This is a genomic window from Arthrobacter sp. K41, assembly GCF_059089645.1.
On record NZ_JBNHEW010000001.1, the window covers coordinates 740,203 to 751,798 of the forward strand.

At 63.9% G+C, this 11,596-nt stretch carries 8 protein-coding genes and 2 tRNA genes; 7 read left to right on the plus strand and 3 right to left on the minus strand.

The window, feature by feature from the left end; all coding sequences use genetic code 11:
* Positions 1-2: 2 nt before the first annotated feature.
* Both AC5RTE_RS03530 and ilvD read right to left on the minus strand, forming a co-directional pair.
* Complete coding sequence (locus tag AC5RTE_RS03530; protein WP_494039993.1) at positions 3-1,910, minus strand: acetolactate synthase large subunit; 1,908 nt, start codon at positions 1,908-1,910, stop codon at positions 3-5.
* Positions 1,911-2,286: 376 nt separating this feature from the next.
* Positions 2,287-4,008 carry a dihydroxy-acid dehydratase gene (gene ilvD / locus AC5RTE_RS03535; protein ID WP_494039994.1) on the minus strand — a complete coding sequence of 574 codons (1,722 nt, stop codon included), beginning with the start codon at positions 4,006-4,008 and terminating at the stop codon, positions 2,287-2,289.
* Between the two features lie 321 nt (positions 4,009-4,329).
* Here ilvD and AC5RTE_RS03540 point away from each other — a divergent pair, with 321 nt between their 5' ends.
* Both AC5RTE_RS03540 and AC5RTE_RS03545 read left to right on the plus strand, forming a co-directional pair.
* Entirely contained in the window at positions 4,330-5,427 is a 1,098-nt protein-coding gene (locus AC5RTE_RS03540; protein WP_494039995.1) for a sunset domain-containing protein, read from the plus strand.
* A gap of 282 nt (positions 5,428-5,709) precedes the next feature.
* A tRNA-Lys gene (locus AC5RTE_RS03545) sits at positions 5,710-5,785 on the plus strand.
* Positions 5,786-5,997: 212 nt separating this feature from the next.
* Here AC5RTE_RS03545 and AC5RTE_RS03550 read toward each other — a convergent pair.
* Positions 5,998-6,456: a MarR family winged helix-turn-helix transcriptional regulator gene (locus tag AC5RTE_RS03550; RefSeq protein ID WP_494040150.1), complete on the minus strand. Its 459-nt coding sequence runs from the start codon at positions 6,454-6,456 to the stop codon at positions 5,998-6,000.
* Positions 6,457-6,552: 96 nt separating this feature from the next.
* Between AC5RTE_RS03550 and bcp the strand changes: the two genes are divergently transcribed.
* The 5 genes from bcp to AC5RTE_RS03575 all read left to right on the plus strand — a co-directional run bounded on the left by bcp (position 6,553) and on the right by AC5RTE_RS03575 (position 11,576).
* Positions 6,553-7,026, plus strand: a complete 474-nt coding sequence (gene bcp / locus AC5RTE_RS03555; RefSeq protein ID WP_494039996.1) for a thioredoxin-dependent thiol peroxidase — start codon at positions 6,553-6,555, stop codon at positions 7,024-7,026.
* Positions 7,027-7,156: 130 nt separating this feature from the next.
* A tRNA-Leu gene (locus AC5RTE_RS03560) sits at positions 7,157-7,238 on the plus strand.
* 248 nt (positions 7,239-7,486) lie between these two features.
* A complete protein-coding gene (locus tag AC5RTE_RS03565; RefSeq protein WP_494039997.1) occupies positions 7,487-8,161 on the plus strand; it encodes a fasciclin domain-containing protein in 675 nt (224 codons plus the stop codon).
* Positions 8,162-8,323: 162 nt separating this feature from the next.
* Positions 8,324-9,994, plus strand: coding sequence for an ABC transporter substrate-binding protein (locus AC5RTE_RS03570; protein ID WP_494039998.1), 1,671 nt, complete (start codon positions 8,324-8,326; stop codon positions 9,992-9,994).
* 79 nt (positions 9,995-10,073) lie between these two features.
* A complete protein-coding gene (locus AC5RTE_RS03575; protein ID WP_494039999.1) occupies positions 10,074-11,576 on the plus strand; it encodes a malate:quinone oxidoreductase in 1,503 nt (500 codons plus the stop codon).
* Positions 11,577-11,596 lie beyond the last annotated feature (20 nt).

The window sequence follows — 11,596 nt, forward strand, 5'->3', positions numbered from 1 at the left end:
GGTCAGTCCTCTTCTTCCCATTCCGGGGTCATGTTGCGGGCAACCTGGATCTGGTCGTTGCTCACGCCGGCGGGCACCATCGGCCACACCATGGAGTTTGGGCTTACCACGAAGTCGATGACCACGGGGCGGTCGTTGATGGCCAGGGCCTTCTGGATGGTGGCGTCGATGTCCTCGTCGCGTTCGCAGCGGAACGACGCGCAGCCGTAGGCCTCCCCCAGCTTGACGAAGTCCGGGATCCGGACGGTGTCATGGCCGGTGTTGAGGTCCGTGTTGGAGTAGCGGCCTTCGTAGAAGAGCGTCTGCCACTGGCGCACCATGCCCAGGGAGGAGTTGTTGATCACGGCGACCTTGATAGGGATGTTGTTGATCGCGCAGGTGGCCAGTTCCTGGTTGGTCATCTGGAAGCAGCCGTCGCCGTCGATGGCCCAGACCACCCGGTCCGGCTCGCCCACCTTTGCGCCCATGGCAGCCGGAACGGCATAGCCCATGGTGCCGGCACCGCCCGAGTTCAGCCAGGCGTGCGGCCGTTCGTACTTGATGAACTGCGCCGCCCACATCTGGTGCTGGCCGACGCCTGCCACATAGACGCCTTCGGGACCGGTCAGCGCACCGATGCGCTCGATGACTTTCTGCGGAGCAGTCAGTCCATCGTCCGGCTCAGTCCAGCCCAGTGGATAGGTTTCCTTGAGGTTGTTCAGGAAGGCCCACCAGGTGGTGAGGTCCGGAGTGCCCGACGCCTCGAACTGGGCCCGTACGGCGTCAGTGAGCTCCGGAATGATTTCCTTCACGGAACCAACGATGGGCACGTCGGCAGTGCGGTTCTTCGAGATCTCCGCGGGGTCGATGTCGGCGTGGATGACCTTCGCCATCGGCGCGAATGTCTTCAGGACGCCGGTAACGCGGTCGTCAAAGCGCGCGCCGAGGGTGATCAGGAGGTCGGCCTGCTGCAGGGCGGTCACGGCCGAGACGGTTCCGTGCATGCCGGGCATTCCCATGTGCTGCGGGTGGGAGTCCGGGAAGACACCCTTGGCCATCAGCGTGGTGACGACGGGAGCGCCGGTTGCTTCCGCCAGGGCCAGCAGCTCGGCGGAGGCATGTGCCTTGACCACGCCGCCGCCCACGTACAGCACGGGCTTGCGGGCCGCGGCGATCAGCTTGGCAGCTTCCCTGACCTGCTTGTTGTGGCCGCGGGTCACGGGACGGTAGCCGGGCAGGTCGACCCGGGGCGGCCAGGAGAAGGTCATCTGGCCAACCTGGGCGTCCTTGGCCACGTCCACCAGGACAGGACCCGGGCGGCCGGTGGAGGCGAGGTGGAACGCCTCCGCCATGACGTGCGGGATGTCGTTGGGGTCGGTCACCAGGAAGGAGTGCTTCGTGATGGGCATGGTGATGCCCACGATGTCAGCTTCCTGGAACGCATCGGTGCCGATCACACCGCTGGATACCTGGCCGGTAATGGCCACCAGCGGCACGGAGTCCATGTGGGCATCCATGATGGCGGTGACGAGGTTGGTGGCGCCCGGGCCCGAGGTGGCGATGCACACGCCTACCCGCCCGGTGACCATGGCGTAGCCTTGCGCGGCGTGGCCGGCTCCCTGCTCGTGACGGACCAGGACGTGGTTCATGCTGGAGGCCATCAAGGGGTCGTAGGTGGGCAGGATCGCGCCACCGGGCAAACCGAAAATATCGTCGACGCCGAGTTCTTCGAGCGAGCGGACAATAGCTTGCGAGCCGGTCATCACCGTTGGGGGTACAACGTTGTTCGGCCCAAGGACAGGAGAGACGGCAGCAAGGTCAGCGACGGCGACGGCGTGCTCTGCCGTACGGTCGGCGCGTTCCGGAGCCTTGGGGGCTCCAGCGGACTTGGTAGCCATCAGCGAGGGGCTGATGGGCGATCCTTTGCTCATCGGACTCTTCCTTGTGGATCATCTGTGTGGTTCATGGAGACTGCGGGGAAATAAAAAAACCCCTCAGCCTGGCGGCTCTTCGAGGGGTTGCGCGTGACGGTTCGTTACCAGGGGCTAATATGCCACGCGCTGGATAAGGACGACGACTGCAACTGCGGCAGCGCGGCTGGTAACGAAAGTCATGCGTTCAGTTTTCCCTCTGGGCGAGATAAGTGTCAACGAGGCAGTTCCCTATCTCACCATGTGGACTACGCTGTCCACGGTGCGATCCTACCCCGAACTTCCGGCGAAGGCGCCGTCCGCCGGGGCCCTGGATCACCCCCTGTTACGCCCCTGCCTCCAGCGGCTGGTTCACCGCCGGAGGCTTGGGTTCCTGCTAGCCGGTGTAGGCACCGGTGCTGGCGCTGTGCACCAGCTTGGCGTACTTCGCCAGGACGCCCTTGGTGTAACGGGCGGGCAGGGGCTCCCAGCCCACCTTGCGGGCTTCGAGCTCTGCCTCGTCCACCAGCAGGTCAAAGCTGCGGGCTGCAATGTCCACCCGGATCCGGTCGCCGTCCTTGACGAAGGCGATGGGTCCGCCGTCGACTGCCTCGGGGGCGACGTGGCCGATGCAGAGGCCCGTGGTGCCGCCGGAGAAGCGGCCATCCGTCAGGAGCAGGACGTCCTTGCCGAGGCCCGCACCCTTGATGGCGCCGGTGATGGCAAGCATTTCGCGCATGCCCGGGCCGCCCTTGGGACCTTCATAGCGGATCACCACAACGTCGCCCGCGTGGATCTGGCCGTTGTCCAGCGCATCCAGGGCGCCCTGTTCACGCTCGAAGACGCGGGCCGTACCCTCGAAGACGTCAGCGTCGAATCCCGCGCTCTTCACCACTGCACCCTCAGGGGCCATGGAGCCGTGCAGAATGGTGATGCCGCCGGTCTTGTGGATGGGGTTGTCCAGCGCACGCAGGATCTTTCCATCAACGTCCGGCGGGTTGATCGCCTCGAGGTTTTCCGCCACGGTCTTGCCGGTGACGGTGAGGCAGTCGCCGTGCAGCAGGCCGGCGTCGAGCAGTGCCTTCATGATCACCGGCACGCCGCCGATCTTGTCGACGTCGGTCATGACGTAGCGGCCGAAGGGCTTGAGGTCGCCCAGGTGCGGAATCTTGTCGCCGATGCGGTTGAAGTCATCGAGGGTCAGCTCGACTTCGGCTTCGCGGGCGATGGCCAGCAGGTGGAGCACAGCGTTGGTGGAGCCACCGAAGGCCATGGTGACGGCGATGGCGTTTTCGAAGGCCTTCCGGGTCATGATGTCGCGCGCGGTGATGCCCTTGCGGAGCAGGTTGACCACCGCTTCACCGGACTTGCGGGCAAATTCATCACGACGGCGGTCTGCCGAGGGCGGGGCGGCCGAACCGGGCAGTGACATTCCCAGGGCCTCGCCGATGCAGGCCATGGTGTTGGCCGTGTACATGCCACCGCAGGCGCCTTCGCCGGGGCAGATGGCCTTTTCGATGCGGGTGAGGTCCTCAAGGCTCATCTTGCCGGCGGCACAGGCGCCAACAGCCTCGAAGGCGTCGATGAGGGTCACTTCCTTCTCGGACCCGTCCTCGAGCTTTACCCACCCCGGCATGATGGAGCCGGCATAGAGGAAGACGCTGGACAGATCGAGGCGGGCGGCCGCCATCAGCATGCCCGGGAGGGACTTGTCGCAGCCGGCCAGCAGGACGGAGCCGTCGATCCGCTCGGCCTGCATCACAGTTTCCACGGAGTCGGCAATGACTTCGCGGGACACCAGTGAAAAATGCATGCCTTCGTGGCCCATGGAAATGCCGTCCGAAACCGAGATGGTGCCGAACTGCATGGGGAAGCCCCCGCCGGCGTGCACGCCTTCCTTGGCGCCCTGTGCGAGGCGGTTGAGGGAGAGGTTGCAGGGGGTAATTTCGTTCCAGGAACTCGCGACGCCAACCTGGGGCTTGGCGAAGTCGTCATCGCCCATGCCTACCGCGCGGAACATGCCGCGCGCCGGGGCGGCGTGGATGCCGTCAGTTACTACCCGGCTGCGGGGCTTGATGTCAGGCTTGTTGTCGGTCGCGATCTGGGTGTCCTCACTCATAGGGAAAATTCTAGGGCTCCCCGGCGGTGCCCGGGGACAGGATCTCCCGGGTAGGGCGGAAAACGGGGAAATTTTGCTCAGATGGTGGACGTTCGTCTCACATAATGAGATGCGCGCTGCCCGGGTGGTTCTGCGGGGGTTTCTTGCAGCGTCTGCGGCCTCAGATGCATGGCTGTTGCCCAAGGGTTCTTTATGGCCGGATACGCCCCCGGCCCACTCCTGGGTTTCGGGAGTACAAGCAGGTCAAGGTGCTGGACACCGCTGTTGAGCCGACGTAGCGTCGGGGAAAGTGCACCCTGCCATCCGACTGAAGGACCCGCCATGGACTTTGTCTTCTGGATCATACTGCTCGTTGTGATTGCCGCTGTTGGATGGTGGTGGCTCAAGCGCAAAAATTCCTCCGCTCCCAAAGAGAGCACCAGCCAAGCCGAGGGCGCCCGGGCGGACGCCGGCACCCGCCCTGACGGTGCTGCCAGGACAGAGGACACTGCCCAGGCCGAGGACAATGCCCGGACCGGCGGTGCCCTTGCCGGCGGCAGCGCCGCCCCCTCCGCCGAAGCTGCGGCCACCGCCGGCATGGCCGGCGTTGCCGGATCCGGCGCCCAGGCCGTGCGCGCTGCACCCACCACTGCCGATGAACCGGTTGAAAAAAGGGTCACGCCGGCAGAGACTCCGAACGCATCCCGGGGCACCAGCAGGACAGGAGCAACTGCGATGACCGCGGCGACGGGCAGCGCAGCAGGAGCAGCAAAGGACGAACGCCGGGTCAAGGACGAAGCTGAATGGGAAACCCAGTGGTCGGAGGCGGGACCTGCCCACGTCGATGAGCATGCAGCTCACCGGCAAAGTGCCGCCCCGGCGTCAGCCACCCCATCCCCCGCGCAACCGGAACCAGTCGGACAGGCGCCCGTCCATCATCCGGAATACACCGAACCACACGCGCCCACCCTGCCCGGCGCCGAAACTGCGGCCTTGGAGGATGCAGAAGACGCCGGCCCAGGGACTGCCCTCCCGGCCGCGGCCCACAACGCGGCGGGCCCCAAGGAGAGCGATCGGCACCCCATTGCCGGTGTCCGCGTCCCCCATGATGCCGCCGCCGCTGAGACCCGGGACAGGGCACAGTCCTCGGCATTGGTCGAAACTGGAGCGGACCGTACCCAGGCCCCGTCAGGCGGCACTGCCCAGGCTGAGCCGGCCGGGCATCTCGCGGCAGAGGAACCCTATGGCCAGGGATCGGCGTCGGCCGCGGCTGACGGCAGCGGCCCGGCGGACTACACCGTCAAGGGCGACGCCGGTGCCATGGTCTATTACGAGGAGGGACACCCCGAGTATGAGCTGGCCAGGGCTGAAGTGTGGTTTGAGTCGGCCGCCCACGCCGAGGCTGCAGGCTTCAGGGCGCCACGGCGGAGGCGGCTCTAGCGGAACCCGCCCCGGCCGGGCAAGAGAGGAGCCCCACCGCTGTGGCCCATTTCACAAGGAAGCGCGGCCGGATCCTCGGCGCATCGGGGGCGCTTCGGGGCAGTTCTTGGCTGCCCGCCAGTAACGAAAACCCCGGCTTTCCGCTGTTTCGGCCCCCTGGAGGCCAGGCAGGAAATACAAGGAGGCGTCGATTTCACATGCACCAAAAGTTCGTGTAGAGTTTCATGTCGTTGCGGAGATCATCGGGGAAACAAAAAGCCCCAAACGGTCGAAACAAAAGATGCACCTCTAGCTCAATTGGCAGAGCAATTGACTCTTAATCAATGGGTTCCGGGTTCAAGTCCCGGGGGGTGCACCACTGGGAAAACAGCCCCTGGCTTGCGGAAACGCAAGCCAGGGGCTGTTTTGTTTTATCCGGTGCCTGCGGCCCGCCCGCAGCAAACTTCGTTCTGCTGCTGCCGCCCGCCTTCCTCGTTGGGGGCCTGTATACAAAAAGGCGTGACCTCAGCTTCGGAAGAAGCTGCGATCACGCCTGGAAGCGGGCTGCGCCCGCAATACTGGCAGGGACGCCTAGGGAGTCATGGATGAATTGTTGAGCAGTTCTCCGGTTGCCTGCGTTCCGAACTGGCTTGCCAGCTCGCGGACAACGGCCTTTAGTTCCTGCCGGAGGGCATCAGGATCAATGGTGGCAGCGGCAAGTACAGTTCGCTCCATCTCCACGGCAGCGGCAACCGCTTCCTTGCCCCGTTCCGTGAGTGACACCACATGGCTCCTGCGGTCCGAGGTGCTGCGGACGCGGGCAATGTGGCCGTGCGACTCCAGCCGGCTGAGGGTTTTCCCCATGGTCTGGGCCTGGACACGCACATATTGGGCAAGCTGTGCCTGCGTCATGGGTCCTTGCGCGTTGAGAACCTCGATGGCAATAACCCCCGCATGAGTGAGGCCTATGGCCCCAAGCTTTTCGTTCCAGGAGTGTTCCACGAGGCGCGCAGCAGTGGACAGGAGGCGGCCTGTGGGCCAGTGATCCATATCAGGCATAGCAGCAAGTATAGCCAAGTGTCGATTGGCACTGGTCCCGACCGCTTACTAGGCTGTTATGTCCCGCCTGCAACAAGGAGAAAAACATTGGCTGACAGACTCGTAACCGGTGACCAAGCGCCCCTCTTCACGCTCAAGGATTCAGCCGGTAATGACACCGGCCTGACACCGCGCGCGGGCCGTCACACCATTGTCTATTTCTACCCGGCAGCGGCTACCCCCGGATGCACCAAGGAAGCCTGCGACTTCCGGGACAACCTGGCCTCCCTGCAGTCAGCGGGCTATGACGTCCTGGGCATCTCCCCCGACCCGGTGGAGAAACTTGCAAAATTTGCGGCCCAGGAATCCCTCAGCTTCCCCTTGCTCTCCGATGAGGACCATGCCGTAGCGGAGGCCTACGGGGCCTGGGGCGAAAAGAAAAACTACGGTAAGACCTACCAGGGCCTGATCCGCTCCACCATTGTGGTTGCGCCGGACGGCAAGGTGGCGCTTGCCCAGTACAACGTCCGCGCCACCGGGCACGTGGCGAAGCTCCGCCGTGACCTTAAGCTGGATGCCTGACCCGAGAGCCCGGCGACGGACCTGGGGCCGCTGACGCAGGTCCTTCCCGGGCGACGCTACAATAAAAACTGGGATCCGGCGTCGTACGTATCCCGGCCCGGTGTATGGTGCGGACACGCAGCCGGGCCAAGCGCGAGTGGTGAAATTGGCAGACACGCAGGATTTAGGTTCCTGTGCCTTCGGGCGTGGGGGTTCAAGTCCCCCCTTGCGCACAATTGGAAAGAGATCCTCCGGCTCCGGCCGGCGGATCTTTTTCGTTTTAAACCCGCCCGCGGTGCTGAATATGCAGCAAATTCGCAGCCCTCAGAAAAACTTCCTGCTTTTGACCCATCCGCATTATTGGAACTCCCGAATACCCATTGAGACACCAGCCAAGGGCAGGTGCCCACAAGCCAAAGGCGAACAAGGCCCCGGACAACCGGTCCGCGGCCGGTGAAACGCTAATCCAAGGAGAACCGAAATGCAGACAATCAAGCGCACAACTTTCACGGTCGCAGGCGTTGCAGCTGCCGCTCTGCTGAGCCTGACGGCGTGTGGCGGCTCGGCCGGCAGCACAAGTTCATCCGCCCCGTCCGCCGCACCATCGGCCTCCACCATGGCTCCTTCCCCATCAGCCAGCTCCTCTGCCGCCGCCATGGATCCGGCCGCCAACCTGGTTGGCCCCGGTTGCGCAGGGTACGCCGAGCAGGTTCCCACCGGTGCCGGCTCCGTTGAAGGCATGGCTCTGGATCCGGTAGCGGTCGCCGCGTCCAACAACCCGATCCTCACTACCCTGACGTCCGCCGTATCCGGCAAGCTGAACCCGAAGGTGGACCTGGTGGACACCCTCAACGGCGGTGAATTCACTGTCTTCGCCCCGGTTGATGACGCCTTCGCCAAGATCGACGCCGCCACCATCGAAACACTGAAGACGGACGACGCCCTCCTGAGCAAAATTCTCACCTACCACGTAGTGCCGGGCCAGATTACTCCTGACAAGATCGCCGGCACCCACGCCACTGTCCAGGGCGGTTCGGTCACCGTTTCCGGCAGCGGGGACACCTTCAAGGTCGATGACGCCAACGTGATCTGCGGCGGCGTCCAGACCAAGAACGCCACGGTCTACCTGATCGATTCGGTACTGATGCCCAAGTAATTCCGCAACGATGGCCCGGTGCCCGCTCCGCAAGGACCGGGCACCGGGCTTTTGCCTGAGGTCCTCTGGCCGTGGTCCTTCCTGAAACGGGAGTACCGGTCAACTAGACTGGGTCCCGGCCCGCAGTCGGCGGCGCCGGCAAGATCCAGAGGTGATAAGCGAGTGCCCAGCAGTCCATCGCGGCGGACGGTCATCACGGCCGGGGCCGCCCTCCTGGCATTGAGCGTCGCATCCTGTACGGGCATTCCCGCACCCTCGCCCTCGTCATCCACGCCGACTCCCAGCACCTCCGCAGAACCCATCGCCACCTTCAACTTCGGCACCGCAGTGCAGCCGTTAGGCCTCGACCCCGCGCTGTCCAGCGACGTTGAATCCCAGCGCATCACCCGGCAGATCCTCGAGGGGCTGGTGGGCGTGGACCAGACCACCGGAAAACCAACCCCGCTGCTGGCCATTGAGTGGAGCGAATCAAACGAGGGCCGCAGCTACACGTTCAAGTTGCGCAGCGGGGTCACCTTCCAGGACGGTACTCCTTTCAACGCCGACGCCGTGTGTACCAACTTCAACAGGTGGTTTGCGTTCTCTGAAGACCTCCGCCGGAAGGCCCCCGGCAGTTCGTTCCAAGACGTGTTCAAGGCGCATGCCGACGAGCCGGGGCTGTCCATTTTCAAGAGTTGCACCGCATTGTCCGCCGACACCGTGCAGATCGACCTGACGCAGCGCTTCACCGCATTCCTGCAGGCCCTGACCTTGCCTGCCTTCGCCATCGCCTCCCCCTCAGCACTGGCCGCCGGCACCGCAGATGTCCTGGACCAGACCCGCGGCGGCCAGGCCATCTCGGCCTTCGGCGCCAACCCGGTGGGCACAGGTCCATTCAACCTGAAGTCCTGGGACGAAGGCAGCGTCACCCTGGTCAGCAACCCGTCCTACTGGGGGGACCGCGGCCAGATCGCCACCATCAACTTCGTGGCCTACAACCAACCACAGGCACGTCTCCAGGCGCTTTTGGACGGCAAAATCGACGGATACGACGCCGTGACGGTGGGAAACTTCGACCAGCTTGTGAAGCGCGGCAAGCAAATTGTGCAGCGCGATCCGTTCTCGGTGATGTACCTGGGTATCAACCAGGAGATTCCGGTCCTGCAGAACCAGAAAGTCCGGCAGGCCATCGAACTGGCGATCGACAAAGAGACGTTGATCCGGAAGTTCTTCATCGACAACACCGCAGCCGCCACGCAGTTTGTCCCGCCCAAGATCAGCGGCTTCAACAACGACGCCCCTGCGCTGGGCCACGATCCGGCAAAGGCCAAGGAGTACCTCAAGGAGGCCGGGTACGCCGGCGAAGCGCTGAGGTTCTACTATCCGTTGAATGTCACCCGGCCGTACCTTCCCACCCCCGAAAAGGTGTACGCCGAGATCAGCCGGCAGCTGACAGCGGCGGGCTTCAACATCCAGCCCGTGCCCGTTGATTGGTCCGACGGCTATCTCCAGAAAGTCCAGTCCCCCGGTGACCACGCCCTGCATCTTTTGGGCTGGAACGGGTCCTACTCCGACGCCGACAACTTTGTGGGACCCCTCTTCGGGGAAAAGAACGGCGAGTTCGGCTACCAGGACCCGCAGGTTTTCTCGAAGATCAACCGGGCACGCGGTTTGCCCGAGGGAGAGGAACGCGATGAGCAGTATCACACCATCAATGCCCAGATCGCAGCGTCAGTTCCCGCCGTGCCCATTGCCTTCCCCATCTCCGCGCTGGCCCTTTCGGACCGGGTACTGAGTTATCCGGCTTCCCCTGTCTTAAATGAAGTTTTCACCAAAGTGCAATTGAAGCCTTGACGGGCCAGCCCAATTTCAGTAGTAGGGCTGCCCGGGGATATTCTGTGACAGCCAGAGCCGCTGCAATCGGAGACTGATCGTGACCTTCATTTCCAAGACCCCACATGCCGACGTCGTCCTGATTGGCGGTGGCATCATGAGCGCCACGCTGGGGGCATTCATCAAGCAGCTGGAGCCGAACTGGACCATCTCCATGTTCGAACGGCTGGACCAGCCTGGGCTGGAAAGCTCGGACCCCTGGAACAACGCCGGAACCGGGCACGCTGCCCTCTGTGAACTCAACTACTCCCCCGCAGCCAAAGACGGCTCGGTGGACCCCACCAAGGCGCTGCTCATCAACGAACAGTTCCAGCTGTCCCGCCAGTTCTGGTCACACCTCGTGGACCAGTCCCTGATCGGGTCGCCCAAGGGCTTTATCAACACCGTGCCGCACATGAGCTTTGTCATTGGCGAGGCGAACACCAGGTTCCTGAAGACCCGTTACGAGGCGCTCAAGCCCCACGCCCTGTTCCGCAGCATGGAATACTCCGAAGACCACGGCCAGATCGGCAAGTGGGCTCCGCTGATCGTCAAGGGGCGCGACCCCAAAGCCCGGATCGCAGCTACCCGCGCCACCGAAGGCACCGATGTGGACTTCGGGGCACTGACCCGGGAGCTGACTACCTACCTGGGGAACAACGGCGTCGAAATCAACTACGGCCACGATGTCACGGGGATCTCCAAGGCGTCCGACGGCGGCTGGAACCTTTCGCTGAAGTACCCCAAGTCCGGGGAACACGGCAAAATCCACGCCAAGTTCGTCTTCGTGGGCGCCGGCGGAGGCGCACTCCACCTGCTCCAGGCCTCCGGGATCCCGGAAAGCAAGGGTTACGGCGGGTTCCCGGTCTCCGGCCAGTTCTTCCGCTGCACCGACGAGACCATCGCCGCGCAGCACAGTGCCAAAGTCTACGGCCAGGCATCCGTGGGAGCTCCCCCCATGTCCGTGCCACACCTGGACACCCGTTACGTCAACGGCAAGCGCTCCCTGCTCTTTGGCCCCTACGCCGGCTTCTCCACCAACTTCCTGAAGAACGGCTCCTACCTGGACCTGCCGCTGTCCATCCGGCCCGGCAACATCATCCCCATGCTTGCCGTTGCCAAGGACAACATGGACCTCACCGCCTACCTGGTCAAGGAAGTGGCCAAGAAGCACGCGGACAAGGTGGAAGCCCTCCGGGAGTACTACCCCGAGGCAAAAGCAGGCGACTGGGAACTGATTACCGCTGGCCAGCGTGTACAGATCATCAAGAAAGACCCGCAGAAGGGCGGCATCCTCCAGTTCGGCACCGAAGTGATTGCCGGCCGTGACGGCACCATCGGCGCACTCCTCGGTGCTTCCCCGGGAGCTTCCACCGCGGTGCCCATCATGATCGAACTGCTCCGGAAGGCCTTCCCGAAGAACTTCAAGGGCTGGCAGTCCAAGCTGAAGGACATGATGCCCGGCTACGGGGTCAAACTCGATGACAACCCGGAACTTGCCGTGGAACTCGAAAGGGCGACGGCCAGGTCCCTTCAGCTGGAGAGCGTTTCCGCCACCCACTGACCCCTGCCGGGGTGAGTGGC

What these genes read in the sequence shown, in the direction of transcription:
- AC5RTE_RS03530 (WP_494039993.1), bottom strand. Translation starts at nt 1,910, where the DNA reads ATGAGCAAAGGATCGCCCATCAGCCCCTCGCTGATGGCTACCAAGTCC.
- AC5RTE_RS03565 (WP_494039997.1), top strand. Translation starts at nt 7,487, where the DNA reads ATGCAGACAATCAAGCGCACAACTTTCACGGTCGCAGGCGTTGCAGCT.
- AC5RTE_RS03540 (WP_494039995.1), top strand. Translation starts at nt 4,330, where the DNA reads ATGGACTTTGTCTTCTGGATCATACTGCTCGTTGTGATTGCCGCTGTT.
- AC5RTE_RS03550 (WP_494040150.1), bottom strand. Translation starts at nt 6,456, where the DNA reads ATGGATCACTGGCCCACAGGCCGCCTCCTGTCCACTGCTGCGCGCCTC.
- ilvD (WP_494039994.1), bottom strand. Translation starts at nt 4,008, where the DNA reads ATGAGTGAGGACACCCAGATCGCGACCGACAACAAGCCTGACATCAAG.